The organism is Rhizobium sp. BG4, assembly GCF_016864575.1.
In the GTDB taxonomy this organism is placed as follows: Bacteria; Pseudomonadota; Alphaproteobacteria; order Rhizobiales; family Rhizobiaceae; genus Rhizobium.
In genome coordinates this window covers 3,511,483-3,537,877 of record NZ_CP044125.1, presented here as the reverse complement: position 1 = coordinate 3,537,877, position 26,395 = coordinate 3,511,483, and the positions used below count along the sequence as shown (strand labels likewise).

Sequence of the window (26,395 nt, the reverse complement as noted above, 5' to 3'; positions counted from 1 at the left end):
CGCCCCGGAAAACCGCCCGGAAGTTCTTGCAGCGCCCGCCCGATACCTTCTTTTGCTTATGCTTAAAAGATTATGCGCAAGCGCCCGCAAGGGCTGCGCAGGCCGTCAGCGGCTACAACCCCGTTCCGGGCGCAAGCGCTTTACTTGATGACTGCCGAACCCTTGACGATCTCGATCGTCTCGCCGCCATCGAGGCCGATGCGATCGCCGTCGGGCGTCGTCATGAAACAGCCGGATGCGCAGAGGTTTTCGGAAGCACCGCTATCGACGACGATCTCCACCTTGTTGCCGCCCTCGGTGATCACGAGGACGACCGCGGCTGGGTCTGTATTGGTGATGGTCGCCGCTGATGCGCCCCAGGCGGCGAAGAGGGAAAGAAGCAATCCGGCGGCAAGTCTTGCCATTCGTAACGGCGCGTTGACGCGCCCTCCCCAGGAGCATATCGGCGCTGCTGCCCCCAGCAGCGAAAACCCGATTACCCGAACCTTATAGCCGGCCGCCCGTGAACGGCCGCTGAATAAGGCCCCTTAGCCCTTGAGCTTGCCATCGGCTGTCTTGCCGCGCAACTGGCGTACCTGGCCGCCCTCTTCCTTTGTCTCGTTATCCTTAGGATTTTCTTCCGGCTCGTCCTTCGCCTGGATGAGCGGCGGCGTCGCATTGTCGCGATGATAGGTGATGTCGCTCTGCGGCAGCGGGATCTCGATCCCCTCCTCGCGGAAGCGGCGAAGGATGGCGATGCGCAGCCCGTTGCGCACTTTCAACCCGTCACCCATGTCGGCGAGCATGAAGCGCAGCTCGAAATCCAGCGAATAGGTTCCGAAGCGCAGGAACTCGACATGCGGCTCGGGATTGCGCAGCACCTGCGGCACGGCGTTGACGAGCTCAAGCAGGATATCCATCACCTTCTGCGGATCGGCATCGTAGCTGACGGATACCGGAATCTCCGAACGGCCGACCTTGTTGCGATGCGTCCAGTTGCCGACCGCCGCGTTGATCAGCTCCGAGTTCGGCACGATGATCGACTGCTTGCGGAAGGTCTCGATCTCGGTCGCGCGCACCGAGATGCGGGTGACGATACCTTCGGCCGTTCCCGATACGACGTGGTCGCCGACCTTGAACGGACGCTCGACCAGCAGGATCAGGCCCGAGACGAAATTCGAAACGATATTCTGCAGGCCAAAACCGATACCGACCGACAGAGCCGAGGCGACGAGCGCGAAGCTCGACAGGTCGATACCAGCTGCCGAAACACCGATGATGGCGGCAACGCCGACGCCGAGATAGCCGATGCCTGTCTTGACCGAGTTGCGCACGCCGAGATCAACGTGGCTGCGCGCCATGACATTGCCGTCGAGCCAGCGCTGGATCCAGCGCGTCACCAGATAGCCGCCGGCAAAGAGCAGGATGCCGGTGAAGATGCCGACCAGCGAGATGCTGATGCCGCCAAGACGAACCTCGGTGAACAGCCGGTAGGCGATCTGCTGCAGATCCTGGATGTGGAAGCCCCAGAGCAGCAGCACCAGCGGAATGCCGGTCATCAGCGCCACGGCGTAGATCGCCAGACCAACGGCAAGCCCCGCCTGGTCGACAGCAACGGGACCAAGCTTGAAACGCTGCATCAGGAAGCGGCCGATGAAGGTCTCGCCAAAGGTCTCGGTCTTCGAGATCGCCTTGCCCGACAGGAGGCCGATATAGGTGGTGACGACGATGGCGCCGGTGATGATCAGCTGTGTGGCGACGAAACGCGCCAGACCGACATAGCCCGTCAGCGCCGTGATGATCAGGCCGGCACCGAGCACCCGAAGGATGATCGCCATGCCGCGCGGCCAATGACGGCCGGGCGCATCCGGATCGCCGCTGCGGGCCAGCATCGGGCGGCCGAAGGAGGCGGCAATCAGGATCAGGCCGATAATCATCGACGCAATCAGGCTGCGAACCACAGTCAGCACCAGCGGCGATCCCATCGCCTCGCCGATGCTGCCGAAGAAATAGTCGAGCGCGTTGACGATCGCCATTGCCAGCAGGCAGGCGCCGATCGACTGCGCGCCGCGATTGGAGAGGCGCACCAGGCGCCAGTGCGGCTCACCCGGCGCAAAGACGGCATTGGTGAAGCGCCGCACGAAATAGATGAGCCCGATCGCCGCAAACAGCGCCGCGACAACAGGCGCGATGTCGGGCCGCAGCACATTGAAACTGTCGAGGAAGAAATAGGAGGTGACGAGCAGCACGACAAGCGACGAGGTGCGGATGACGGTGGCCCAGAAGGCGATCGACAAGCGGCTGATATAGCTCGGCTGCTCGATGCTGTCGTCGCGCCTCAGATACCGGCCGAAAATCCGGTAGCCGCCGGAAAGCAGGATGAGCGCGGTCGCCAGCGACAGGAACAGCGCCGTAAACATCGGCAGGCTCTTGAACTTCCAGACGAAGACCAGCCAGCTCGTCAGCGCGTCATTGAACTTCCCGACTTCGACCAGGAACGAACTCCCGGCATCGTCGAGCACCGACATCGAAACATCGGTCCGGCGCAGCAGCGTTGCGGCAAACAGGCGGCGGCGGGTCTCGGCGACCTGATTGGTCAGCTTGTTGATCGCCATCGAGAGGTTTTCGGCATCGCCAGTCACCGCGTTGATCTGCGACCGCTCTGCCGTCAGCGCATTGCGCTCGTTGGTGACGATCTCGGCTTCCGGCGGCTGCCCGTCCTTCGGCGGCTCGCCGATCTCGGCCAGGCGGTTCTTGATCTGATCGAAACGCGGGCGAAGACCGACCGATGTAGCGATCACACCGCGGCCGAGTTCGTCCACCTGACCGGCAAGCGTCACCAGCGCGTCGTCATCGCCGGCATTGGTCTTGGCGCTTTCCTGATAGGCGGCAAGCTTCTTCTTGGCGCCCTCGATATCCTTCAGAGCCTGTTCGAGCCCGCTATTGGCAAGCGGAGCGTCAGCCTGCGGCGCAGCGGCTGCGGGAGCCGCGGCCGCTGGGGGAGGAGCGGCTGCAGGCGGGGCTGCCGGTGCTGGCGCCGGTTGCGCGGCGGGCGCCGGTGCGGCCGGCTGGGCGACCTGCGCCATCGGCACACCGGCGGATTGTGCCAGCGTCGCAATCGTCAGCATCACCAGAACGAGGCTTCGGAGCAGGAAATGAATGGGCCGCAAAATATCCCCGCAGGATTCTATCAATCAATGAGGCCGCTTCTTATCGCAAAGAAAGGCGACAGAAAGGCGGATGTGAAAATGCCCGGTCAGAAGCCGGAGCCGGGCTGCGCGAGATAGGCGAGCTCCGCCTCGCTCGAACTGCGCCCGACGATCGCATTGCGATGCGGAAAGCGCCCGTACTTGACGATCACCTCGCGGTGACGCCGCGCGTAATCGGCATATTCGGCGTCACCCAGCTCTTCGAACAGCGCCACCGAGCGATCCTGCTCGGCCAGCACTTCTGAATGCTCGAATGGCATGTAGAAAAAGCAGCGATGCGCCGCCGCAATCGCCTTGTCCGCGCCCGCCTCGATCGCGAGCTTCGCCTCCCGCAGTGCCAGCGCATCGGTCGCGAAGGCAAGCGGCGTGGCGCGGTAGATATTGCGGGGAAACTGGTCGAGGACGATGATCGCGGCCAGACGCTGCTCGGGCGTCGCCCGCCACGTCTCGACGCCGCCGCCGGCAAGCGTCAGATGCGTGTCGCGAAACCGCGCCATGATCTGCTCGTCCAGCGCCAGCGACGACCGGAACCACATGTCACGGCCACATTCTTCCAGCCAGAAGCGCAGCACCTCGTCAGGCGTACAGATTTTAGCCAAGCGTCCCTCCCCGGCGCTTCGTCAGCCGCTCAGCCGATCGAGAAGACAAGCGTTGCCCGCGTGCCACGATGTTCCCTGTCGTAGCCGAGCTCGGATTTCAGGCTAGCGGCCATCGCCGTCAGGATCTTCGTGCCGAGACCCGTGCCCTTTGCCGGACCGGCATGATCGAAACCGGCACCATCATCCTCGACGATGACGCGCAGGAGATCGTCGGTCTGGTCGATGATGACGCGAACCTCGCCCTCGATGCCGTCGCCATAGGCGTATTTGAAGGCATTGGTGACGAGCTCGCTGACGATGAGGCCGAGCGTGATGACCTTGTCGGTCGCCAGATTGACCGGCTTTGCCGCCAGCACCACCCGGTGCGGCCGCTTGTCGTCGCGCATCGACGCCTCGAGCTCGGTCAGCAGGCTGCCGAGATATTCGTCGATCTGCACAGTACCGACCTGGCGGTTGGTATATAGGCGGCGGTGGACGCTGGCGATCGCGTTGATGCGCATCTGCGTTTCCTGCAGCGCGTCGATCGCCACCTGGTCCGTCGTCATCGACGACTGCATGCGGATCAGCGCGCCGACGAGGCCGAGGCTGTTGGCGATGCGGTGATTGACTTCGGCGAGCAGCATTTCGGCATGGTCACGCTGCTGGCGGATCACTTCCTGCGCCTGCGCCGTCTCGCGGCGGAAGCGTGCCCGCTCCAGCCCCTGTTCGAGGGCGGCGGCCAGAAGATCGAAATAGTCGTGCGAGATGCCCTTCAAAACGTAATCGTCAGCCCCCGCCTTCAGGGCGGCGACGGCAACGCTCGTATCACCGGACGCGGTGGCGTAGATGACGGGCGGATGATCCGGCAGTTCCATCAGCTTCGGCAGGATGTCGAGCCCGGTTTCGGCCTTGAGGAAGTGATCGAGGATAACCGCATCGATGCCGCCTTCGGCAACACGCTTCAGCCCTGTCGCGCCGTCTTCCGCCCATTCGACGGTAAAACCGCGCCTGGACAGATTGCGGCGCATCAGCATTGCGAGCGCATCGTCGTCATCGATGTAGAGGATGCGGATCGTCTTGCCCGCATCGACCGTGTCGTCACCCATTCCGCCTCCGGACTCTGCCTCGCAGCAACGTGGCTGCCTGGCGGCCGAATCGTCTGCTCTGGATTGTCGTATTGTATCGGTCATCGTGCGTAAACAGCAGCAAATCCGCCCCGTCCCCGGAAATATATCGACCGTCGAATTTCAAACGACACCATCTGCAATGTACCTTCACCTTGCGGTAGTATCCGCCAAGGCGCGATTAAGAATGAAAAGACACAAGAGGACGCACTAACCCGCGCGATAAACGCCGGTAAGTCCAAATGGTTCCATCGCAATCAGACTTTTTTTGAGTATCGCCGGTGCTTCGAAACCTCGGCACCCGCCTCCGGCGGCAGCTTGGCAAACCGCAGGCAGGACACGATGCCGATCAGCCCGACGGTCAGAAACGCCCAGCGGAAGTCCGAAAGCTCCGGCTCCGGCGCTGCACGGAAGGCCGCCGAAATGTTGAGTGCTGCCGCTGCGACAGCAACACCGAGCAGCAGCGATACCTGCTGCAGCATGCTCGACAGTGTCGAGGCGGAGCTGCGCTGCGCCGAATTGATATCGGCAAAGGCCAGCGTATTGAGCGCCGTGAATTCCATCGAGCGCGACAGACCGGCGATGAACAGCATGGCATAGATCAGCACCTGCGGCGTGCTCTCGGTGAAGAAACCGCAGACGATGATCGAGCCCGCCGCGATCAGGCCGTTGAACACCAGCACGTTGCGGAAGCCGAAGATCGCCAGCAGCGGCGTCGTCACCGTCTTCATCCCGAGATTGCCGAGGAAGTAGACGAGCAGGTAGGCGCCCGCCGCAATCGAGCTCATCCCGAACCCGAGCTGGAAAAGCAGCGGCAGCAGAAACGGCGTCGCATTGATCGCCACGCGGCAGGCCGTTCCGGCATAGAGCGTCGAGAGCGCGAAGGTCTGCACCTTGAAGGCGGACAGATCGAGCAGCGGGTTTTGCGCAACGAGGAAGTGGCGCGTCGCGAGGTAGGAAAACAGCACGCCGCCGGCGAACATCGCGGCGACGGGCAGCATCCCGCCATGCCATTTGACCGAAATCTCCAGCGCCGTCAGCAGCAGCGTCAAGCCCAGAGCGCTGAGGATGAAGCCAAGGATATCAAGCCTGCCTGCTTCCTCTTCCTTCTGCTCCGGCACGAAGCGCATCACCAGGAAGAGACCGATCAGGCCGATCGGAATGTTGATCAGGAAGTTCCAGTGCCAGCTGGCATAGGTGGTGATGAACCCGCCGAGCACAGGGCCGACGACCGGCGCCGTCAGCGCCGGCCAGGTGATCAGCGCGATCGCCTGGACCAGTTCGGATTTCCGCGCGTTCTTCAGCACAATGATCCGCCCGACCGGCGTCATCAGCGCGCTGCCTGCGCCCTGGATGGCGCGGGCGATGATGAACTGCGTCAGGCTGCCGGAAAGGCCGCAAAGCAACGAGGCGCCGGTAAAGACGGCGATCGAAATCAGGAAGATACGCCGCGCGCCGAAGCGGTCGCCGAGCCATCCAGACAGCGGAATGAAGGCGGAGCCGGTCAGCATGTAGACGGTGATGCCGATGCTCATAGACACCGGCTGCACCCCGAAGCTTGCCGCCATCTGCGGCAGCGACGTGGCGACGATCGTGCCGTCGAGGATCTGCATGAAGAAGGAAACGGCAACCACCAGCGCGACGACCTTCGCCTGGCGGGCGCTTGCCGCGTCGTCGATCTTGTCTGTGATGTCAGCCGGGGTCATCGAGAAGCCAATGCGATTGCGATTCCGTGGCGCCGACGGTGGATGGCCCGGGGCGGACCGGCCGGCAAAAAGGGGATGACCGTGCATACGCCCGTTATCCGGCTTCGGAAAGGTCAAATCTTGCGTGATCGGTTCACTCTCTTTGGCACAAAATGCCCCGCCGGGCGTTTCATCGATCGTAAGGGCAAATCGCCCCCTTTTCGATTGAGGACATTTTCATGACGCCGGAAGACCGACGCGCCGTTTTCAGCCATCGCAAGATTGCAGCCACCGTCGAAGGAATGACCAAGGAAGATGGCAGCGACCTGCCGATCACGGGCAAATCGCTCGGCGACGCCATTCTCTTCGTCGTCGAGCAAGCCGCAACCGACGCCTCGAGCGTCCATATCGCCTATGGCGATAACGGCACGCTGAGCTATACCGACTGCCTGAGCATCTACCGCGAATATGGCGCCCAGCTGCGCAGCGAGGCCCGCTGAGCGCAGACAGCACCGCCGAAACGGCATGGCAGCTATTCGCCGCCGCCCCTGCCTGGGGCGGCATTTCCCGCGTATGGAAGGCTGCGATCCCTCTCACGCGATTCTATGTCATGCCCTCCTCTGCCTCGCCGCTTCGCGGCGTCCTCGTCGCGTTCGCGGCCTACGCCGTCTTTGCCTTCAGCGACGCGTCGATCAAGATCCTCCACGGTGCGATCCCCGCCTATCAGATTGCCTTTCTCGGCTGCGCTTTCGGCATCGTTGTCCTCCCCTTCATCAAGGGCAAGGATGACAGCTGGACGGATCTGGTAAAGACCTCGAACCGCACTCTCTGGATGCTGCGCTTTGCCTGCGGCGCGATCGGCGCCATCGCCTCGATCATCACTTTCACCAAGCTGCCGATGGCGGAAGCCTTCTGCCTGCTGTTCCTGCTCCCCTCTTTCGTCACCATCCTCTCGGTGATCTTCCTGAAAGAGGATGTCCGCTGGCAGCGCTGGACGGCCGTCATCGTCGGCTTCATCGGCGTGCTGATCGTGCTGCGCCCGGGCTTTCGGGAACTCTCCGTCGGCCACCTGGCAGCCGCGATCGGCGGCATCAGCGCCGCGATTTCGATCGTCATCCTGCGCGCCATGGGTCCGGCGGAAAAGCGCCTGTCGCTTTATGGCGCCGGCCTCCTGGGCACGCTGATCGTCAGCGGCCTGCTGATGGTCTCCAACATCGCCATCCCGACGGCACGCGAATGGTTCTTCATTGCGAGCTACGGCATTCTCGGCGCGATCGGCAACGTGCTGCTGATGACCGCTGCGCGCTTGGCACCGGCCAATCTCGTGGCCCCGCCGCAATATAGCCAGATGATCTGGGCGATCGCCTTCGGCTACCTGATCTTCGACGACACGATCGACCTGCCGATGGCAGGCGGCATCGCGCTGATCATCTGCTCCGGCCTGCTGACTCTGGTGCGCGAGCGCAAGCGCGGGACGCCGCTGCCGACGGCCGTCGTCTCCTCCGACAACCAGGCGCCTGCGGTCACGACAGTCGCCACCGACTGAGCCGGTTTTGAAGCTCCGTGGCGGGAACAATCCGGGCATCGGCCTGTTCCCCCTAAAAGCACGGAGTTTTCATGGCTGACAAAAACAGGACCGAGGGCCGGCAACCCTATATTTCTCCCGCCGAGGAGGAACAGCGTATCTACGAGCAGGAGCGCCGCAGCTGGATGATCTGGACCTTCGGGATCGCCGGCGCCATTGTCGCGGTCATCATTGCAGGCACCGTCGCCATATCGCCCGGACCCGATCCGGCAACAACGGGATCGACGCCGAAACCACAGCATATCGAGACGCCAGCACCCTGAGCGGCTTTCCTGAAAAGCCGTTCGCCTGTATGACCGGGTGAATCTGGAAGGAAATGAAATGGCCGCACGCGACCGCTTTTCGAAGAAGCTCACCTGCCCGCAATGCGGCAATACCGGTATCGCAGAGGTCTCAGAGGACGATCACCCGACGCGCAAGCATCCGGCATTTCTGATCGACGAGATGCCGCGCGGCTTCTTCGAGGAAAAGGCCTCCAATTTTCAGGAGACCTATATCATCAGATGTGAGTGCAACCGGAAATTCGCCTTCCGGGCACTGACGGAAAAGACCGCCTGACGATCAGGCGAGACCGAGCGGAACCTCGGCAATCTTGCGTCCCGGACCATAGTCACGCTCATGCGAGGAACGGTAACGGCCATCACGCCGGCTGCTGACGTCGATGCGCTGGGTTTCGAAATGCCCATCGGCAAAGGTGCCGGTGTCGGCGGTTTCGACTTCGGGTTTGGCAGCAAAGATTTTGAAGATCATCGTTTCCTCCAGTTCGCTGCCACAACGGCAAGCAGCTCGCTTCCGTTCCACCCTACTGCCGATATAGTTAAAAAATTAACCATAACCGGACACGGAATTTCTGCTCATGAGGGGTAGCCGGCAAAGCGTGCCGCCCTATTTCATATCGTGCGATGGAGATCGCTTTACTCTCACTTCCCCAGCTGCCCCGCCCCCGGCGGGGTTTCTTTTTATGGAAAGAAACGTCAGCAGATCTTCATAGAAAAGCATGCATTTTCCCGGATCGCAACAAGTGCTAGTCTTGATTGCAGACGAACGGAGGGGAAACATCATGCCACGTCTAGCTGAACTTTACTTCAAAACCGCGGTCATCTTCTTCATCATCGGTATCGGCATCGGGCTGAAGATGGCGATATCGGAAGATCATACGGTGATCGGCGCACATGCGCACTGTAATCTCTTGGGATGGGTCAGCATGGCGCTGTTCGGCGTCTACTACGCGCTGAACCCGGCCAAGGCCGAGCGCCGTATCGCGATGATCCAGTATTACATCTATACGGCCGGCGTCGTGATCATGGTGCCGTCGCTCTACATGATGCTCGAAGGCAATATGGCGATGGAACCGCTCGTCGCCGCCTCCTCGCTGATCGTCTTTGTGGGCGTGCTGCTGTTTGCCTTCGTGCTGTTCTCGTCGAAGAGCACGATCAGCGCGCCGACGCCGCAGCCGATGCGCTAGGCGGCCGCCCGAAAGGCGCCGCCTGCAGGCCGGGCGGCGCTACTTCTTGGCACCGGCCGAGAGAACACGATGCGTGGCATTGTCCATGGCATGGCTCGCGTCCTGGCCGTCCTTCTTCAGGCCCCAGGCGGTATTCCCGCAGGAAGACAAAAGAAGAGCGGAAAGGCAGACAAAAGCGAGGGCGGACTTCGGCATTGATATCCCCTGTGTCGAAACTGGCAATGGGATGAAGATGTTACCACCTGTGCCGAAATCAATAGCGGCAGCAGCTTCGCTACGATTTATTCAACGTAACCGCGCAAATGCCAATGTCACGCCCGTGTCACGCTGGATTTTCCGACGTCGATGCTACAACCATGACGAGGCGTCAGTTTTGCGTATGTCCTCCTGTTCAAAGGCCCGCCTCACCCCTAACGCGGCGGGCCTCACCACCCTCGGGTTCGCCATGTTGAAGCGATTGACCAGGTTTTTGAATCCACCACCGCCGAACAGCTATATCTGGCACCAATGTGCCGCGCCCTTCCCGCCCCGCAAATCGATCGACGGCAGCTATACGAGCGATGGACGGCCCACCTGGCGCCGCATCACCCCTGATGGCTGGGAATACCGCCAGGAAGACGCCGCCCGCGCCGATGCGCGGATCTTCGCCTGATCTGCCCCATGATTTTCACGGCTTGCACCGATCGCAGACTCACGGCTGACTGAGGGCTCTCAAGGCGTTTCAGCGAGCTTCCCATATATGCTGGTCCACGAAGGCGACAGCCGCACATCCAAGATCGATCTTCTTCTCGCAGCCGTGCTCGCCTTTGTGGCGGGCGGCGTCAACAGCGCGGGCTTCCTCGCCTTCGGCTATTTCTCCGCCAACATGACCGGCAATGTCTCGATGATCTCCGATCACATGTCGGTGCGCGAATTCAGCGCTGCCCTCGCCTTCCTGATGATCGTCGTGATGTTCGTGCTCGGCGCCTTCAGCGCCTCGCTGTTCATCGAGGTCGGCAAGCAGCGGCGGCTTGCCAACATCTATGCCCTGACGCTGCTCTCCGAAGCGGCGCTATTGCTCGCCGTGGGGCTCTATGCCGGCAGCGTCGGACCGGCCGCGAACGGCATCACCATCGCCGGGCTCCTCAGCTTCACCATGGGCATCCAGAACGCCGCCTCGACGCGCATCTCCGGCAGCCGCGTGCGCACCACCCATGTCTCGGGCATCGCCACCGATATCGGCGTCGGTCTCGCGCTGCTGATCGGCGGCAAGGCCGCACCGGAACGCCCGCAGATCGTCCGCCGCCTGACATTGCATGCTGCGACAGTGCTGTTTTTCCTGCTTGGCGGCGTCGCTGGCGTGATCGGATACAAGGCGGCGGACGGAAGCGTATTCTGCGCCTTCAGCGTCATCCTGCTGGCTCTCTGCGCCCGCTACATCAGACGCACCGCGATCGCGCGCTGACGGGCTTGTCTGGCCGGAAAACGCAACCATCTGATGATGGAGGCCAGAGACAATTCCTGCCGCCGCGCATGAGAGGGAATCCGCATATGAAGATCGTCATCGCCGCACTCGCCGCCGCAGTGCTTTTGCCGTCGGCCGCCTTCGCCCTGGATGCCATCGAGGTCAAGGCCCGCGATCACACCTGCAGCGAACTCGCGAAAATCATCCGCCAGAACCCGGCCGTCTTCGTGCGGATCGGCATCGGCGGCCGCAGTTTCCGCCACCCGCCATCGCAGTGCCGGCTGGGCGACAAATGGGCGACCACGAGCCTCCGGGACGCCACCGGAAAGCAATGCGTTCTCGACTACGCCTGCGTCTACGATCCGGAATCTTTCTACAACAAATTCCCGCGCTAGCGGCCTTCCAAAACGCAAAAGCGCAGCGCCCCTGGTGGGGCGCTGCGGCGCTTTATCTTCAATCTTTTCAAGGAGAAGATGGTGGGTGATGTAGGGCTCGAACCTACGACCCGCTGATTAAGAGTCAGCTGCTCTACCAACTGAGCTAATCACCCATTCCCTTGCGTTTCCGCTCGGTGTCCCGTGCCTCTCGGCGCGGTGTGAGGGGGCGTATAAACAGGATATTCGACCTTGTCTAGCGCCCCTCGAAAAATTCTTCGATTTTTTTCTGCATGGCTGAAATGCAATGAAATCAAAGGTCGAGCGAACCCGTGGCCAAACGCACTGCCTGGCCGCCAATCCGGGCGTTTGAGATCGCTCCAGCCTCGACATCCATGTGAAGGTGGATAATCGAGGGACGGCCCATTTCCACACCCTGTTCGATGGTGATCGGGTGATGACCATCGGGCAGACGGTCGAAATGGTGAATCGCTCCGGAGAGTGCAGCCGCCGCAGAACCGGTCGCCGGGTCCTCGACGATCCCCATTCCGCTCGCAAACATCCGTGCGTGGAACTTCGCCGAATGGTTCACCCCGCCGCGGCAGTAGATATAGGCGGAAGCCAGTGCGCCATCGACGAAGGGCACCGTCTTTTCCCAAAGCTGCGGATCGAACTCCATGCGCTGGGCCGCACCGATGTCATGGATCGGCACGAGCAGGAACGGCACGCCGGCGCTCCAGATCGACGGAACGTGATTCTCGAATCCGATCTCCGTCACCTTCAGCGACAGCGCGTTGGCGATACCGAGCTTTTCGAGCGGCATGGCGATCTGCTGCGATTTGCGCGGGAGATCGAATTCGGCAAAACTCGCGACGCCCTCGCGCAGCCGCACCGCACAGCGCACCGGCCCGACATTTTCTTCCAGCACGCAGACGAGATCGAGCGTCGCATCGCTGCCATGCGTGCGCTCGGCGAGCGCGATCGCGGTACCCACGGTCGGATGACCGGCAAACGGCAGTTCACGGCCCGGCGTGAAGATGCGGATCCTGGCACTATAGGCGGGATTAGCCGACTTCTGGACGAAGACGGTCTCGGACAGATTGGTTTCGCGGGCGATCGATTGCATCGCCTCGTCGCTCAGGTCCTCGCCGTCGAAGATGACGGCCAGCGGATTGCCGGCGAGCTTGCGGTCGGTGAACACATCGTAGACGCTGTAGCTGCGCGCCACATCGGCCTCCTTGAATCGGTCATCGAACCGCCAACCTGCCCGACCGGCGAAACGAGTGCAAGGTTTTAGGTTTTGTCTGGATTACCAAAATACCAATCGATAACCGGCAGCATGGCGACGTTATACGGATAGGCCGAGTGATCGGCCGAGCGGATCGCCACCGCACCGGCGATTTCCTTGTCTTCGGCGACCAGCATATGCGCCGCGATCCGCTCGACGAGCTCGTCCGCAGTCAGATCGAAACGATACAGCCGCATGACGGTGACGGTGCGGCGGAAGCGGCTGGCATAGTAGCTGTCGCCGGGCGTCGAGTGGGCGAGATCGAGACCGGTCTCCTCCAGCACCTCGCGGCGCATGTTGAATTCGAGGTCGCAGACGCCGGATGCGATATCCTCGGGCTCCAGCGAACCGGCAGCGAAATAGACCTGGCCGGGATTGGCGGTATGCGCGCCCATGCGGATCGCCACCAGCGCATTGTCGGAGGTTTCGATGACAGGATAGGAGAACAAGTGCATGCCGCCCGTCCGGTCCTGTTGGCGCCGCCAGTACATGAAGGTCGAGAACGGGATGACGTATCCCTGCCCCCTGATCTCATCCTCGCCGAATGCCAGCCGGTGCTGAAACACCATGCGCCCGTCGAACAGGGCCGGATTGGCCTTCACCTCGGCCTCCCAGTTGGCGGCGATCTCGTCGCGCCTGGAGACCCTGTAGGGATGCTCGCCGTCGAGAACGCGAAGGTCGACCTTGGCAACGGGAAATACGGTCTGCTCCGGCGGCCAGCCGGCAAACTCCTCTGAAAATATCGAGTTCATTTCAAATCCAATGTCATGACTACGGGGCAATGGTCGGAGGCCTTCGGCCGGTCCCAGCCGGTGCGCGGATAGCGCTCGACTTCCTGGCCCGGCGGAAAGACGGTGCGGAAAGGCTGGCCGTGGCGGATGATCTCGGGCTGGCGCTCGGCATTGACGCTGGCAAGCGCCGGAGACAGCCAGATATAATCGAGCTGGCAGAGCCACTGCTCCTGCGGGCCGCGGGCGTGGTAGAGCGTCCAGCGATCCATTTCGTCGCGGCGGCGCATGACATTCTCGGCAAAGCCGTCGTGGCTGAAAGCATCGAGCGCGCTCTCGGTCTCGTTCTTGTGTTCGAATCGATAGCCGGTGCGGCGCGTGCCGATCACATCGACGCGCTCCTGATAGTCGTTCATGTCGCCGCAGATGGCGAAATTCTTCGTGGGCGTCTGCCCGGCGCCGAAGCGGTTCTCGATGATCCGGCGTACGGCGCGCGCCTCCGCGCGGCGCACCGGCATGGTCGCCTGCCGCCCATCGAGCCCGTCCCGCGGACTGCCCATCGATTTGAAATGCACGACATAGAGCGTGAAAGGCACGCCGCCGATCAGGAGATCGAGCTCCAGGCAGTCGCGCTTGAAGATCTTGTCGTCGATATGGGCATTCTGGCCCAGCGCCTCGTCGAACAGGTCGAGATCGCGATAGGTCAGCATCGCATGGCTCTTGATGTCGCGAAGCTCGATCTTGCGTCCGTCGCGCGTCTCCTCGCGCATCAGCACGGCAACGTCGATACCGCGGCTGTCATTGCCCTCGACCAGATATTTCTGCCGGTAGCCATTGCCGACCATGCGGAACAGATAGCCGTATTCGAAGGCCTGCAGCGCCGCCATGTTGTCGATTTCCTGCAGGCAGAGGATATCCGCATCGGCATCGGCGATCGCCAAGGCCGTCATCTGCCGTGTATCGTCGGTCGCTGCGATCACGCGCGCCTGCTCCAGCTGCTGGTAGACGCCCTCGCTGCGCACGTCGAAGAGCTGGATGACCCGGTCCTGGCGCAGCTGGTTGCGAAAGCCGGTGAAGTCGAAACGCGTCATCAGATTTTCGACATTGAAGGTAGCGAGGCGAAGCGACATCAGGCATTCCCGTTTGCATGCTGCTTCGCCATTGGTACAGGCGAAAATTGCGTTCGTGAAGGCCGAAGCCCGATCAGAGCCGCCAGGCGGAACGCACCACGACCATCACGTTATCGCCCGCCGAAACCCGCTCGCGGCTGAAGGCGCGGAGAACTTGGCCATCGCCAAGCAACAGCTTCACCGCATAGCGCTCGCCCTCATAGAGCACGCTGTCGACGAGAGCGGGAATGCCCTCGCCGCCGATCACGACATCCTCGGGCCGCACGAGAATATCGCTCATGTCACCGCCCGTACCGGTAGCCTCCAGCGCCGTACGCATCACGTCCCAATCAAGCGCACGCTTATCACCAAGCGGTGACGCAAGCCGCAAGATGGCACCGCGGCCAATCAGCCCGCCAACCATCCTCCCTCCGGCCGCGCATAGATTTCGGCAGGCGCCGCCACCTGCAGCAGGCGCCCTTCCGACATCACGGCAACATCGGTCGCCAGCGCCATCGCCTCGCTCTGGTCGTGTGTCACATAGATCATCGTCGCGCCTGAGCGCTGATGGAACTCGCGAAATGTCTCCTCCATCTCCTGCTTCAGATGCCGGTCGAGATTGGCGAGTGGCTCGTCGAGCAGTACGACATCGGGCGATGTCACCAGGCAGCGGGCCAGCGCCACGCGCTGCCTCTGGCCGCCGGAGAGATCTGCGGGGCGCCGGTCCGCATAATCGCTGAGCCGCACCGTCGCCAGCGCCTCGCGCACCTTGCTGCGGTAGGCCTCGCCCTTCACGCCGCGCACCTTCAGCGGATATCCGGCATTGTCGGCAACGCTCATATGCGGCCAGAGCGCGTAGGACTGGAAGACCATCGCCATGTTGCGCCGCTCCGGCGGCAGCGATTGCGATGCATCGGCAAGCAGCCGCTCGCCGAGATGGATCGAACCATCCGTCGGCGTCTCGAAGCCTGCGATCATCCTCAGAACCGTCGTCTTGCCGCAGCCTGAGGGGCCGAGCAGCGCCAGAAAGCCGCCGTCGCGCACATCGAGCGAAAGACCGCTGACGGCCGCACGCCCGGTGCCGAAATCCTTGCTGACCTGATTGAGCGTCAGTTTCGCCACGGCACCACTCCCTTGGGCAGCCGCTTTGCCATCAGTTCCAGTAGCAGCATCATGAAAACGACCATCAGCACGACCAGCACGGAGAGCGCCGAAGCGAGATCCGAACTGCCGCTGTCGTCGAGGTTGTAGATCGCGACACCCAGCGTCTGCGTCCCCGCCGACCAGAGCAGCGCCGAAATCGTCAGCTCGTTGCAGGCAATCAGGAAGACGAGGATGACGGAGGCGCCGGCAGCAGGCGCGATCAGCGGCACGATGATATCGGCAAGCCGCCGGAAGAAGCCGGCTCCCGCAAGACGCGCAGCCTCTTCCAGCGCCGGATCCAACTGGTGGAAGGCGCTGACGACGGGCTTCAGGCTGACGGCGAAGAAGCTCGAGAGATAAGCAACGAGAATGATCCAGACCGTGCCGTAAAGCGTGACGTTGACAACCGGCAGCGGCGCCGCAAAGACCAGAATGAAGGATACGGCAATGACGATGCCGGGCAGCGAATAGGGTATCTCGATCGCGCTCGAAACCAGCCGCGCCAAGAGATCCCGCCGCCGGCTGAGCGCATAGGCGGCAAGCACGGTCACCACCAGGAGACACAGGGCAGCACCCACCGCCAGCGACAGCGAATTGACGAAGGCAGTGCGGGTGATCGTCTGGCGGAACAGGATTTCCGAGAAAGCGTGAAAGGACATGGTCTTGAAGGTCAGCGGCACGCCGTATGCCGGAACCAGCGCGCCCGCGACCAGCGCGAAGAACGGCGCCGCCAGCATGAAGAACAGCACGATCCAGAGCAGCGGCGTGAAAATGTGGCGCCAGCCGCCGAGCTCGAAGGCTGCCGTCGCCCCGGAGAGCCCAAGCACCCGGTAATCGCGCCCGCGAAGCGCCCGCTCCTGGATGGCGAGACCCGCGACCGAGATCAGCGCGATGATCGCCGAGAGCAGCGCCACGTCCCCGAAAGTGCGGCTGGTGAAGGCCGAGAATTTCGAGAAGATCAGCGTCGGCAGCGTATAGATCGAGGCCGGAATGCCGAGGATCGCCGGAATGCCGAAATTGCCGGTGCAGGAGACGAAGGAGATCGCCGCACCCGCGATGACACCGGGCAGTGATAGCGGCACGATGATGTCGCGAAACACCCGCAGGCTGGAAGCGCCGGAAAGCCTGGCCGCCTCGACGCCATCGCGCGGCAGGCTCATCAGCCCGGCCCTCAATGCGAGATAGACGAGCGGCGCATGCTGGACGCCGTAGAGCAGCGCGATGCCGCCGACCGAATAGAGCGGCTGCGGCGTTCCGAGCGGCGGCGCGATATGCAGCGCCTTCAGAAGCGGGCTCGATGGCCCTGACATCTGCACCCAGGCAAGCGCCGTCACCTGCGGCGGGATCATCATCGGCAGCACGAACAGGAAGCTGATCAGCCCCTTGCCGCGGATATCCGTCAGCGTCAGCAGGAAGGCGAAAGCGCAGCCGATGACGAGCGAGATGATGGTCCCGAACACCGCCGTCACCAGCGTATAATAGGTCGCCGACCAGAGCGCCGGGTCGCCGAGCACCGCCCCTGCCCCGCCATTCGACAGCGCAGCGATGCCTGCCACCGCCAGCCGCGCCAGCGGCAGGACGCTCAGAACAAGCACCACCAGAATGATAAAGGGAAACAGCCAGGCAGGCTGGCTGTTTCCCGGACGAACGTAACCCTGCATCGACTATCCGGTTTCGATCAATTCGACCCGTAGATACCCGAGAAGGTCTTCAGATCCTGATCCGTATTCTTCAGCGCCTCGGCGGCATTGATCGGCAGCACCTTGATGCTGTCGCGCGCCGGAAAGCCTTCCGGCAGCTTCATGCCGTTGCGGGCCGGAATATAGCCGAGTTTCAGGAAGCCTTCCTGGCCTTTTTCGGAGAGAACGTAATCGACGAACTTCTTCGCAGCATCGGCATTCTTGGCGCTGGCGAGGATGCCGACCGGCTCGGTCACGGCCGAAACGCCTTCTTCCGGGAAGACGAACTCGACCGGCGCGCCCTTGGCCTTTTCGCGGATCGGCATGTAGTCGACGACCATGCCGTAAGCCTTTTCGCCCGAAGCGACGGCCTTCAGAATGGCGCCATTGCCGCCGGCAGCGGTCGCGCCGTTATCGGCGAGCGCCTTGTAGTAATCCCAGCCGAGACCGGAAACGCCGGCCAGCGTCTGTGCATGGATCAGCGCCGCACCCGAGGTCAGCGGGCTCGGCATGGTGACGAGGCCCTTGGCTTCCGGCTTCGTCAGGTCCTTCCAGCTTGTCGGCTTCATCGATGCCGAGGTGTTGTACATGATGCCGGTGGTGATCAGCTTGGTCGAATAATAGTAGCCGTCGGCGTCATAGAGCGCCGCATCGTAATTGGCGGCTTCCGGCGACTTGTAGGCCATCAGCTTGCCGGCTTCCTTGAGACGCTCGAGCGTCACGGTGTCAGCGATCAGCAGGACGTCGGCAACCGGATTGCCGGCCTCGATCTCGGCCTGCAGCTTGGCCATGATCTTCGGCGTGCCGTCGCGCACCCAGTCGACCTTGATATCAGGGTTGGCTGCCATGAAGCCGTCGACGGTCGCCTGTGCGTCTTCGTTCGGCTGGCTCGTATAGAGCACCAGATTGCCGGCATGGGCGGAAACGGAGACGAAACCGGCCGCGATCAGCGCAGCGAGAGCGGAGAGCTTCTTCTTCATGGTGATATCCCTGAGCGTGAAAGTTAGCCGTTCCATAGACAGGCCGAATAACATGATTGTGACAGTCGGCTAAAGATGCCGCGTCGAAGACCGCCATCTGCGCTTGACCATGACGCCGAGCCGCTATTTGTTTGCGGCAGATTGCGCGTTTCCGTTTAAATTTGGGAGAGAGGATAATGGAATATCGTCTGCTTGGCCGTTCCGGCCTGAAGATTTCAACCGTGACCATGGGCACCATGACCTTCGGCGGCGTTGGCTGGGCGAAGGCGACCGGCAGCCAGGATGTGGCCGAAGCCAGCCGCCTCGTCGATCTCTGCCTCGATGCCGGCGTCAACCTGATCGATACCGCCGACGTCTATTCGGCCGGCGCCTCCGAGGAGATCATCGGCGAAGTGCTCGGCGGCAAGCGCAAGAACGGCGTCATGCTCGCCACCAAGGCCCGCTTCCGCATGGGTGACGGCCCGAACGATGTCGGCTCCTCGCGCCAGCACCTGATCGAGGCCTGCGAAGCCAGCCTTCGCCGCATGAAGACCGATGTCATCGACCTCTACCAGCTGCATGAATGGGACGGCCAGACACCGGTCGAAGAAACCATGGAGGCACTCGATACCCTCGTGCGCCAGGGCAAGGTCCGCTATATCGGCTGCTCTAACTTCTCCGGCTGGCACATCATGAAGGCGCTCGGCGTCTCCAAGGAGCATAACTACCAGCGCTTCGTCAGCCAGCAGATCCACTACACGCTGGAAGCCCGGGATGCGGAATATGAGCTGCTGCCCGTGTCGATCGACCAGGGCCTCGGCGTCCTCGTCTGGAGCCCGCTGGCCGCCGGCCTGCTCTCCGGCAAGCACCGCCGCAACCAGGCGACGCCTGAGGGCACCCGCCAGTTCGCCGGCTGGCCCGAGCCGCCGATCCGCGACGAGAACCGTTTGTGGAATATCGTCGATACGCTGGTCTCGATCGCCGAAAGCCGCGGCGTCTCGGCAGCCCAGGTGGCCCTCGCCTGGCTGATCGGCCGCAGGACGGTGACCTCGGTCATCATCGGTGGCCGCACGGAAGCGCAGTTCAAGGACAATCTTGCAGCAGCCGACCTGAAGCTGACGGCCGAAGAGCGCAAGCGCCTCGACGACGTCAGCGTCCCGCCGCTGCTCTATCCCTACTGGCATCAGCGCAACACGGCGAGCGACCGGCTGAGCGAGGCCGATCTCGAACTGATCGCCCCGCACCTGAACCAGTAAAAATCAGAGAATGATCGGCGCCTTTTAGGCGCCGATTTGGCATCGGAGAACCGCTATCCGCCGAGCCTTTCAAGAACCTTCGTAAATCTCAACCCGGTATGTTCATACCCGCAACGCTTGTAGAGGCGGTGCGCGTCTTCTCGGCGGGAGTTGGGTTTCACCGTCGCGAGGCGGGCGCCGCGGTCATAGAGCCAGCGTTCGCCATGAGCGACCAACAATCCGGCAATGCCTCTTCCCCTGAAGTTCGAGGAAACGACCAGCGCGACGATGGCACCATCAAGATCGTCTCGGTAGAGCGTCGGAGAGACGGACAAGCCAATCATTCCGGCAACCGCACCGTCTTCATCGGCGACAAATATAGCGTGGTCCTCACGGCCGCTCAGCCGCTCAAGTCTGGCGGTCATTCTGTCGGAGGTTGTCGGATAACCCAGTTCGACCATCAGCCTCGCCAGCTCCTCGGCATCAGACAGAGTTGCCATCCTGACCTTGATCCCGCTCATCGTCGTTCCTCAACCTTCCGAAGCGGCGGGAAGATGCAACGCGAGGCGAGTCGATGCAACCAGGCATCCGACGAAAGGTCGCGTCGCACCAATCACGCAGACTATTCGCCCTAAAGCGCGCCGATCTCACCGGCGACCAACCTGCCGAGACGGCCGATGCCCTCCTCGATCATCTGATCGTTGGCGCAGGAGAAGCTGAGGCGGATGGTGTTGGCGCCCGAGCCGTCGGCGAAGAAGGCCTTGCCGGAACGAAGGCGACCCGCGTGGTCTCGATCGACTTGGCAAGCAGCGCCGCGCCATCCATGCCCTCCGGCAGGGTGATCCAGATGAACATGCCGCCTTCCGGCTTGGTCCAGCTGACGCCATCAGGCATATGCCTGGTGAGTGCTGCCAACATCGCATCGCGGCGATGGCTGTAGGCGGCCTTGATCTTGGCGACCTGCGCATCGAAACCGCGCTCGGCGACTTCGGCGATGGCGATCTGGTTGATCGTCGAGGAATGCAGGTCGGCCGCCTGTTTCATCAGCACCAGCTTGCGGATAACGGGCGCGTTCGCGACGATGAAGCCGACGCGAAGGCCCGGCGCCAGCGTCTTCGAGAAGCTGCCGCAATAGATCGTGCGGGTATCGTTGATATGGCCCTTTTTGGCGATCTCAAGCGACAGGATCGGCGGAATCGCCTCGCCGTCGTAGCGCAGGTTCTGATAGGCAGCATCCTCGATGACAGCGATATCGAGATCTTCGGCCAGCGCCAGAACCTTCTCGCGGCCCTCGCGGTCGACACTCTCGCCGGTCGGGTTGGAGAAGTCGGCGGAGAGATAGGCGAACTTCACCTTGCCGCCGTTCTGCGTGGCCGCCGCCTTGTAGCTCTCGGGCGTGCGGTTGCCGTTTGGCGTCAGCTGGTCGTAGGAAGGCTCATAGGCGTTGAAGGCCTGCAGCGCGCCGAGATAGGTCGGCCACGTCACCAGTGCCGTATCCTTCGGCGACAGGAAGAGCTTGCCGAGATAATCGAGGCCCTGCTGCGAACCGGAGACGATGAAGACGTTTTCGGCCTCGCAGGCAATACCGAGACCGGCCATCTGCTTCACCAGCCATTCGCGCAGCGGCTTGTAGCCTTCGCTGACCGAATATTGCAGCGCCGAGTTGACCGCGCCGCCATCGAAAATCCCGGCATAGGCTGCCTTGAACTCCTTGTCCGGAAACAGCGCCGGATCCGGAATGCCGCCGGCAAAGGAGATGATATCGGGCTGACCGAGCAGTTTCAGCAGTTCTCTGATTTCGGAGGCGCGCATGCGTGACGAGCGCGTCGCAAACATTTCATCCCAGTTCAGCATCGGGGTTTCCTCAGTCTCTTTTTATGATGCTGGCAGATCATCACGGCACGGAAATTATGTCAACAATGCTGACCTATTTTCTTGTCCCGGTGACAAGTTTGGGCGAATTGGCCCTCGAAAGCAGCATGGATGAGGAAACCGGGCCGAATTGGCCTGAACATTCGCCGCATCCCGTCATCATTCGCTGACGAAATGCCGAAACTCGCTGAAACAGACCTTTCCAAAACAGGTGCGGCAGCAGTAGTGTGCCGCGCATTATTCAATGGACTACCAAGGTGCCAGCAATGACCGCGACGTCGCCCTCTCCTGAAATCACAATCGAATTCCACAAGTCTCCCGTCTCCGACGCCGACCGCGTCAAGGCGCTTGAGACCCCCGGCTTCGGCAAGGTCTTTACGGATCACATGGTCCTGGCGAAATGGACCGCCGACAAGGGCTGGCACGACGCAAAGGTGACGCCGCGCCGCCCGCTGGAACTCGACCCCGCCAGCGCCGTGCTGCACTACGCCCAGGAAATCTTCGAGGGCATGAAGGCCTACAAGGCTGATGACGGCCGCGTCCTTCTCTTCCGTCCGGAAGAAAACGCCCGCCGCTTCGCCCAGTCGGCAGCCCGCATGGCAATGCCCGCCGTGCCGGAAGATCTTTTCCTGAAGGCCGTCGAAGAGCTCGTCCGCGTCGACAAGAACTGGATCCCCTCGGGCGATGCCAGCCTCTACCTCCGCCCCTTCATGTTCGCCAACGAAGCCTTCCTCGGCGTTCGTCCGGCGCAGGAATACATCTTCTGCATCATCGCCTCGCCTGTCGGCGCTTACTTCAAGGGCGGCGCCAAAGCTGTGTCGCTCTGGGTCGAGACGGAATATACCCGCGCGGCCGCCGGCGGCACCGGTGCTGCAAAATGCGGCGGCAATTATGCAGCCAGCCTCGTGGCCCAGGCCGAAGCCGCCAAGAAGGAATGCGACCAGGTCGTCTTCCTCGATGCAGCCGAGCATCGCTGGGTCGAAGAACTCGGCGGCATGAACGTCTTCTTCGTGATGAACGACGGTACGGTCGTCACCCCGCCGCTCGGCGGCACGATCCTGCCGGGCATCACCCGCGCTTCGGTCATCGTGCTTGCCGAGGAAAAAGGTCTGCGCGTCGAACAGCGCCCCTATTCCTTCGAGGAATGGCAGGCTGACGCCAAGAGCGGCAAGCTCGTGGAAGCCTTCGCCTGCGGCACGGCCGCCGTTCTCGCCGGCATCGGCCTCGTGCGCCATGCAGGCGGCGAGTTCCTCGTCGGCGACGGCCAGACCGGCAAGCTGACCACCGAACTGCGCCAGCAGCTCGTCGGCCTGCAGAAGGGTACCACCAATGACGAGCGCGGCTGGACCCGCCTCATTCCGGCCTGACCTTGCGTTAGCCGCAACGGACGAAACCACCTTCGCAACCGGGCCTCTCGCCCGGTTTCTTGCTATTGGAGAGGTCCCCAGCATGTCCAACGACGAAACCTCAGCCTTCTACGACGGCAATGCCGAAACCTACGCCTCCCGCGAGCGCCGTCTGCCAACAAAGCGCCTCGACGCCTTCCTCGCCACACTCCCGGCAGGCGGAAAAATCCTCGAACTCGGCTGCGGCGGCGGGCAGGACAGCGCCTATATGCTGGGAAAGGGTTTCGACGTGGCGCCGACGGATGGATCGGCAGAGCTCGCCAAGCAGGCGGAAAAACTGATCGGCCGGCCGGTGACGGTCATGCGCTTTCAGGATCTGCAGGCCATCGGCGAATTCGACGGCGTCTGGGCCGAAGCAAGCCTGCTGCATGTTCCCCGCGGGGAACTTTTCGACGTTTTCTCCCGCATCCAAAGCGCGCTGAAACCGGGGGCTCCCCTGCATGCCAGCTTCAAGGCCGGAGAAGCCGAGGGACATGACGGCTTCGGCCGCTATTACAACTACCCCTCGCCCGACTGGCTATCACAGTGCCTGACCGCAGGCGGCTGGCGCGACATCGCGCTATCGGAAGCCGATGGCGGCGGCTACGACGGCAAGCCGACCCGCTGGCTCTTCCTCACCGCCCGGAAATGAAAAAGGCCGGAGCTTTCGCCCCGGCCTCTCGCAATATCAATCGCAGCAGCGATTAGTTGACCGACTTGTCGACCAGCTTGTTCTTGCCGATCCACGGCATCATGCCGCGAAGCTTGGCGCCGACTTCTTCGATCTGGTGGCTGTCGTTCATGCGGCGGATGCCCTTGAAGCGCGAGCCGCCGGCACGGTATTCCTGCATCCAGTCGGACGTGAACTTGCCGGTCTGGATGTCGTGCAGGACGCGCTTCATTTCAGCCTTGGTTTCAGCGGTGATGATGCGCGGGCCGGTGACGTATTCGCCCCATTCTGCCGTGTTCGAGATCGAGTAGTTCATGTTGGCGATGCCGCCTTCATAGATCAGGTCGACGATCAGCTTCACTTCGTGCAGGCACTCGAAATAGGCCATCTCCGGAGCGTAGCCGGCTTCGGTCAGGGTTTCGAAACCAGCGCGGATGAGCTCGACGAGACCGCCGCAGAGAACGACCTGTTCGCCGAAGAGGTCGGTTTCGCACTCTTCGCGGAAGTTGGTTTCGATGATGCCCGAACGGCCGCCGCCGACGCCGCAGGCGTAGGAGAGAGCGAGTTCAAGAGCGTTGCCCGAAGCGTTCTGGTGAACGGCAACGAGGCAGGGAACGCCGCCGCCCTTCTGGTATTCGCCGCGAACCGTGTGGCCCGGGCCCTTCGGCGCAATCATGACGATGTCGACCGAGGCCTTCGGCTCGATGAGACCGAAGTGGATGTTGAGGCCGTGGGCGAAAGCGATCGCGGCGCCGTCACGGATGTTGGCGGCGATGTCGGCCTTGTAGATGTCGGCCTGCAGTTCGTCCGGAGTGGCCATCATCATCAGGTCGGCCCAGCCGGCAGCTTCGGCAACGGTCATGACCTTGAAGCCATCGGCTTCGGCCTTCTTGATCGTCGGCGAACCGGCCTTGAGGCCGATGACGACGTTCTGTGCACCGCTGTCCTTCAGGTTCAGCGCGTGGGCGCGGCCCTGCGAACCGTAGCCGATGATGGCGACCTTCTTGGACTTGATCAGGTTGAGATCGGCATCACGATCGTAATAGACGCGCATTGTAGAGTTCCTTCCCTTTTGCTTGTCGCATCGTTTGATAGACGCGGAGATCAGGCGAGTGCCGGCATCTCCGCAAGAACCTTCTCCGTGCCGTAAAGGCGCAGGAAAGCGGTGACCGCCTTCTCCGCCTGACGGCCCGTATCCTTGAGGCCCGGTTCGCCGAGCAGCATGCGCACATGCAGGTCGGAGACAACAAGGCCATAAAGCGTGTGATACGCCTCGTCGGCATCATGAAAGCGTAATAGCCCTGCCCGCTTGCCGGCATCGATCAGCGCCATGGCGCGGCGGTCGATCTGGCGGCGGCCGCGTTCGAGCAGCAGCTTGCCGAGCTTGGAGCCATCGCGATGGGACTGGCCGATCGCCAGACGGTTCAGCGCCAGCGACACGTCGCCGGCCAGGACTTCCAGCAGATCGCGGGCAAAAATGACGACGTGGTCGTGCAGGCTGGCCGAGGTCAGGCGCTCGCCGTTGCGCTCGAAGGTGCGCACCTTGCTGGCCTGATAGGCGATCATCGCCGACAGCAGGCCGTCGCGATCACCAAACCACTTGTAGAGGCTTTCCTTCGAGCAGTTGGCGGCACGCGCCACACCCGAGGTCGTCAGCGCTTTTTCTCCGCCATCGACGAGAAGCTGCAACGCCTGCTCCAGAACGGCGTTCTGACGCGGCGAAAATTCGCTGGGCTCCAAGGTTTCGGCAGACACGATAAGCACTCCCCAATACGTACCGTACGGTACGGTTCGCGGCGTGTTATGAACGAGGCGCTTTTCGCCGTCAAGCGAAATTCGTTGCTGCGGCGCATCAAAAGAAAAGCGCTACTCGGCGGCCATCTGCCCGCGCATCGCCTCGATGTCCTTCAGCGGCGGCAGACCGTAGAGACGGCTATATTCGCGGCTGAATTGCGACGGGCTCTGATAGCCGACGCGGTATCCCGCCGTCGCGACATCGACATGCTCGGTCAGCAACAGCCGGCGCGCCTCATGCAAGCGCAACTGCTTCTGATACTGCATCGGCGTCATTGCCGTGACCGCCTTGAAATGGTGATGCAGCGAGGACGCGCTCATGCTGACATGGTCGGCCAGGTCCTCGATGCGCAGCGGCTGGACGAAATTGGTGCGCAGCCAGGCGACGGCGCGGGCAACCTTGTGGCTCTGGCTTTCGGCAAGCGTCATGTCGAGCAGCCGCGGACCATCGGGGCCGCTCAGCAGCCGATAGGATATCTCCTGCTCGATCAGCGGCGCCATCGCCGGAATGTCCTGCGGATTATCAAGCAAGCGCAGAAGCCGGGCCGAGGCATCGAGCAGCTCCGGCGGCGCCGTCTTGACCACCAGACCGCGGGCATCGTCAGGCGATGGCGGCACGCGCTGGATCCTGGTCTTCGACAGGAGATCGCTGAGCTTTTCGCTGTCGATGAACAGCGTGAAGCAGAGATAGGGAATATCGGCCGTCGCCTGCGTCACATGCGAGGCGACCGGCAGGTCGAGCGAGGTCAGCACATATTGCCCGGCGCCGTAGACATGCACGTCGGAGCCGACCATCAGCCGCTTACTCCCCTGCAGCACCAGCGAGAATCCCGGCTTGTAGGCCATGTGCTGCAGCCGCGTCGGGCAGCTGCCCTTGAAGACATGCAGGTTCTCGATCGCCGTCTCGGAATCCCCGTCTTTCCTGGCGTAACGGGCAATAATCGATGTCATTTCATCGAAGGGGCCAACATGTAACGTCATAACATTACCATTTGTTTTCTTGATGTTACGCCACAGGCGCTTGACCAGATCATGGAGCGGATGGCGTTTGGGCGCAAGGAGATTTGCAGGATCGGACAAGAAGCTTGCA

28 protein-coding genes, 1 tRNA gene and 2 pseudogenes are annotated in these 26,395 nt (G+C 62.3%); 12 read left to right on the top strand and 19 right to left on the bottom strand.

Going from position 1 to position 26,395, the window contains the following annotated elements:
• Nucleotides 1-140: 140 nt before the first annotated feature.
• The 5 genes from F2982_RS17735 to F2982_RS17715 all read right to left on the bottom strand — a co-directional run bounded on the left by F2982_RS17735 (nucleotide 141) and on the right by F2982_RS17715 (nucleotide 6,596).
• On the bottom strand, nucleotides 141-404 hold the full coding sequence (locus F2982_RS17735) for a hypothetical protein (RefSeq protein ID WP_112715253.1): 264 nt from the start codon (nucleotides 402-404) through the stop codon (nucleotides 141-143).
• Between the two features lie 123 nt (nucleotides 405-527).
• Complete coding sequence (locus F2982_RS17730; RefSeq protein WP_246777564.1) at nucleotides 528-3,107, bottom strand: mechanosensitive ion channel family protein; 2,580 nt, start codon at nucleotides 3,105-3,107, stop codon at nucleotides 528-530.
• A gap of 128 nt (nucleotides 3,108-3,235) precedes the next feature.
• Entirely contained in the window at nucleotides 3,236-3,787 is a 552-nt protein-coding gene (locus tag F2982_RS17725; protein ID WP_199629109.1) for a DUF924 family protein, read from the bottom strand.
• A 29-nt stretch (nucleotides 3,788-3,816) separates the two neighbouring features.
• Entirely contained in the window at nucleotides 3,817-4,872 is a 1,056-nt protein-coding gene (locus F2982_RS17720) for a response regulator (RefSeq protein ID WP_112715257.1), read from the bottom strand.
• Nucleotides 4,873-5,147: 275 nt separating this feature from the next.
• Nucleotides 5,148-6,596: a DHA2 family efflux MFS transporter permease subunit gene (locus F2982_RS17715; RefSeq protein ID WP_203428604.1), complete on the bottom strand. Its 1,449-nt coding sequence runs from the start codon at nucleotides 6,594-6,596 to the stop codon at nucleotides 5,148-5,150.
• 218 nt (nucleotides 6,597-6,814) lie between these two features.
• On the opposite strand from F2982_RS17715, the gene F2982_RS17710 reads away from it, so the two are divergent.
• The 4 genes from F2982_RS17710 (at nucleotide 6,815) to F2982_RS17695 (ending at nucleotide 8,718) form a co-directional block, all read left to right on the top strand.
• A complete protein-coding gene (locus F2982_RS17710; RefSeq protein ID WP_203428603.1) occupies nucleotides 6,815-7,075 on the top strand; it encodes a hypothetical protein in 261 nt (86 codons plus the stop codon).
• 110 nt (nucleotides 7,076-7,185) lie between these two features.
• The gene (locus F2982_RS17705) at nucleotides 7,186-8,121 is read left to right on the top strand and encodes a DMT family transporter (RefSeq protein WP_130278078.1); all 936 of its coding nucleotides are present in this window, start codon (nucleotides 7,186-7,188) and stop codon (nucleotides 8,119-8,121) included.
• Nucleotides 8,122-8,192: 71 nt separating this feature from the next.
• Nucleotides 8,193-8,423, top strand: coding sequence for a hypothetical protein (locus F2982_RS17700; RefSeq protein WP_203428602.1), 231 nt, complete (start codon nucleotides 8,193-8,195; stop codon nucleotides 8,421-8,423).
• 58 nt (nucleotides 8,424-8,481) lie between these two features.
• Nucleotides 8,482-8,718 (top strand): hypothetical protein, encoded by a 237-nt coding sequence (locus F2982_RS17695; protein ID WP_112715267.1) that lies wholly within the window; start codon nucleotides 8,482-8,484, stop codon nucleotides 8,716-8,718.
• A gap of 3 nt (nucleotides 8,719-8,721) precedes the next feature.
• Here the strand turns inward: F2982_RS17695 and F2982_RS17690 are convergent, their stop codons facing one another.
• Nucleotides 8,722-8,910: a hypothetical protein gene (locus tag F2982_RS17690; protein ID WP_112715269.1), complete on the bottom strand. Its 189-nt coding sequence runs from the start codon at nucleotides 8,908-8,910 to the stop codon at nucleotides 8,722-8,724.
• 310 nt (nucleotides 8,911-9,220) lie between these two features.
• Between F2982_RS17690 and F2982_RS17685 the strand changes: the two genes are divergently transcribed.
• Nucleotides 9,221-9,625: a hypothetical protein gene (locus F2982_RS17685; protein WP_203428601.1), complete on the top strand. Its 405-nt coding sequence runs from the start codon at nucleotides 9,221-9,223 to the stop codon at nucleotides 9,623-9,625.
• Between the two features lie 39 nt (nucleotides 9,626-9,664).
• On the opposite strand, the gene F2982_RS17680 is transcribed toward F2982_RS17685, so the two are convergent.
• Complete coding sequence (locus F2982_RS17680; protein ID WP_112715273.1) at nucleotides 9,665-9,820, bottom strand: entericidin; 156 nt, start codon at nucleotides 9,818-9,820, stop codon at nucleotides 9,665-9,667.
• 262 nt (nucleotides 9,821-10,082) lie between these two features.
• Here F2982_RS17680 and F2982_RS17675 point away from each other — a divergent pair, with 262 nt between their 5' ends.
• From F2982_RS17675 to F2982_RS17665, 3 genes are all read left to right on the top strand, one after another.
• Complete coding sequence (locus F2982_RS17675; protein ID WP_203428600.1) at nucleotides 10,083-10,277, top strand: hypothetical protein; 195 nt, start codon at nucleotides 10,083-10,085, stop codon at nucleotides 10,275-10,277.
• 87 nt (nucleotides 10,278-10,364) lie between these two features.
• On the top strand, nucleotides 10,365-11,069 hold the full coding sequence (locus F2982_RS17670) for a YoaK family protein (RefSeq protein WP_203428599.1): 705 nt from the start codon (nucleotides 10,365-10,367) through the stop codon (nucleotides 11,067-11,069).
• 86 nt (nucleotides 11,070-11,155) lie between these two features.
• Entirely contained in the window at nucleotides 11,156-11,464 is a 309-nt protein-coding gene (locus F2982_RS17665) for a hypothetical protein (protein WP_112715279.1), read from the top strand.
• Nucleotides 11,465-11,543: 79 nt separating this feature from the next.
• On the opposite strand, the gene F2982_RS17660 is transcribed toward F2982_RS17665, so the two are convergent.
• The 7 genes and pseudogenes from F2982_RS17660 to F2982_RS17630 form a co-directional block, all read right to left on the bottom strand.
• Nucleotides 11,544-11,619, bottom strand: a tRNA-Lys gene (locus F2982_RS17660).
• A 137-nt stretch (nucleotides 11,620-11,756) separates the two neighbouring features.
• Nucleotides 11,757-12,671, bottom strand: a complete 915-nt coding sequence (locus tag F2982_RS17655; RefSeq protein WP_112715281.1) for a PhzF family phenazine biosynthesis protein — start codon at nucleotides 12,669-12,671, stop codon at nucleotides 11,757-11,759.
• A 65-nt stretch (nucleotides 12,672-12,736) separates the two neighbouring features.
• The gene (locus F2982_RS17650) at nucleotides 12,737-13,483 is read right to left on the bottom strand and encodes an NUDIX hydrolase (RefSeq protein ID WP_203428598.1); all 747 of its coding nucleotides are present in this window, start codon (nucleotides 13,481-13,483) and stop codon (nucleotides 12,737-12,739) included.
• Entirely contained in the window at nucleotides 13,480-14,589 is a 1,110-nt protein-coding gene (locus tag F2982_RS17645) for an endonuclease/exonuclease/phosphatase family protein (protein WP_203428597.1), read from the bottom strand. The genes F2982_RS17650 and F2982_RS17645 overlap by 4 nt, the downstream gene beginning before the upstream one ends.
• A 73-nt stretch (nucleotides 14,590-14,662) precedes the next feature.
• Nucleotides 14,663-15,690 (bottom strand): annotated as a pseudogene (locus F2982_RS17640) (ABC transporter ATP-binding protein).
• Nucleotides 15,678-17,372, bottom strand: a complete 1,695-nt coding sequence (locus F2982_RS17635) for an iron ABC transporter permease (RefSeq protein WP_203428596.1) — start codon at nucleotides 17,370-17,372, stop codon at nucleotides 15,678-15,680. The pseudogene F2982_RS17640 and the gene F2982_RS17635 overlap by 13 nt, the downstream one beginning before the upstream one ends.
• A gap of 17 nt (nucleotides 17,373-17,389) precedes the next feature.
• A complete protein-coding gene (locus F2982_RS17630) occupies nucleotides 17,390-18,370 on the bottom strand; it encodes an ABC transporter substrate-binding protein (protein ID WP_203428595.1) in 981 nt (326 codons plus the stop codon).
• 176 nt (nucleotides 18,371-18,546) lie between these two features.
• Here F2982_RS17630 and F2982_RS17625 point away from each other — a divergent pair, with 176 nt between their 5' ends.
• Entirely contained in the window at nucleotides 18,547-19,605 is a 1,059-nt protein-coding gene (locus tag F2982_RS17625) for an aldo/keto reductase (RefSeq protein WP_112715293.1), read from the top strand.
• 53 nt (nucleotides 19,606-19,658) lie between these two features.
• Here F2982_RS17625 and F2982_RS17620 read toward each other — a convergent pair whose 3' ends face one another.
• Both F2982_RS17620 and F2982_RS17615 read right to left on the bottom strand, forming a co-directional pair.
• The gene (locus F2982_RS17620) at nucleotides 19,659-20,105 is read right to left on the bottom strand and encodes a GNAT family N-acetyltransferase (RefSeq protein WP_203428594.1); all 447 of its coding nucleotides are present in this window, start codon (nucleotides 20,103-20,105) and stop codon (nucleotides 19,659-19,661) included.
• A gap of 110 nt (nucleotides 20,106-20,215) precedes the next feature.
• Nucleotides 20,216-21,438, bottom strand: a pseudogene (locus F2982_RS17615) (PLP-dependent aminotransferase family protein).
• Between the two features lie 65 nt (nucleotides 21,439-21,503).
• Here F2982_RS17615 and F2982_RS32055 point away from each other — a divergent pair.
• The 3 genes from F2982_RS32055 to F2982_RS17605 all read left to right on the top strand — a co-directional run bounded on the left by F2982_RS32055 (nucleotide 21,504) and on the right by F2982_RS17605 (nucleotide 23,493).
• Nucleotides 21,504-21,626 carry a hypothetical protein gene (locus F2982_RS32055; RefSeq protein WP_281438205.1) on the top strand — a complete coding sequence of 41 codons (123 nt, stop codon included), beginning with the start codon at nucleotides 21,504-21,506 and terminating at the stop codon, nucleotides 21,624-21,626.
• Nucleotides 21,627-21,722: 96 nt separating this feature from the next.
• Nucleotides 21,723-22,823 carry a branched-chain amino acid aminotransferase gene (locus tag F2982_RS17610; RefSeq protein WP_203428593.1) on the top strand — a complete coding sequence of 367 codons (1,101 nt, stop codon included), beginning with the start codon at nucleotides 21,723-21,725 and terminating at the stop codon, nucleotides 22,821-22,823.
• Nucleotides 22,824-22,905: 82 nt separating this feature from the next.
• Nucleotides 22,906-23,493: a class I SAM-dependent methyltransferase gene (locus tag F2982_RS17605; protein ID WP_203428592.1), complete on the top strand. Its 588-nt coding sequence runs from the start codon at nucleotides 22,906-22,908 to the stop codon at nucleotides 23,491-23,493.
• Between the two features lie 52 nt (nucleotides 23,494-23,545).
• Here the strand turns inward: F2982_RS17605 and ilvC are convergent, their stop codons facing one another.
• From ilvC to F2982_RS17590, 3 genes are all read right to left on the bottom strand, one after another.
• Nucleotides 23,546-24,565, bottom strand: coding sequence for a ketol-acid reductoisomerase (ilvC, locus tag F2982_RS17600; protein WP_112387060.1), 1,020 nt, complete (start codon nucleotides 24,563-24,565; stop codon nucleotides 23,546-23,548).
• 50 nt (nucleotides 24,566-24,615) lie between these two features.
• Nucleotides 24,616-25,266, bottom strand: a complete 651-nt coding sequence (locus tag F2982_RS17595; RefSeq protein ID WP_112715303.1) for a TetR/AcrR family transcriptional regulator C-terminal domain-containing protein — start codon at nucleotides 25,264-25,266, stop codon at nucleotides 24,616-24,618.
• 111 nt (nucleotides 25,267-25,377) lie between these two features.
• The gene (locus tag F2982_RS17590; protein ID WP_130278063.1) at nucleotides 25,378-26,286 is read right to left on the bottom strand and encodes an AraC family transcriptional regulator; all 909 of its coding nucleotides are present in this window, start codon (nucleotides 26,284-26,286) and stop codon (nucleotides 25,378-25,380) included.
• Nucleotides 26,287-26,395: the final 109 nt, after the last annotated feature.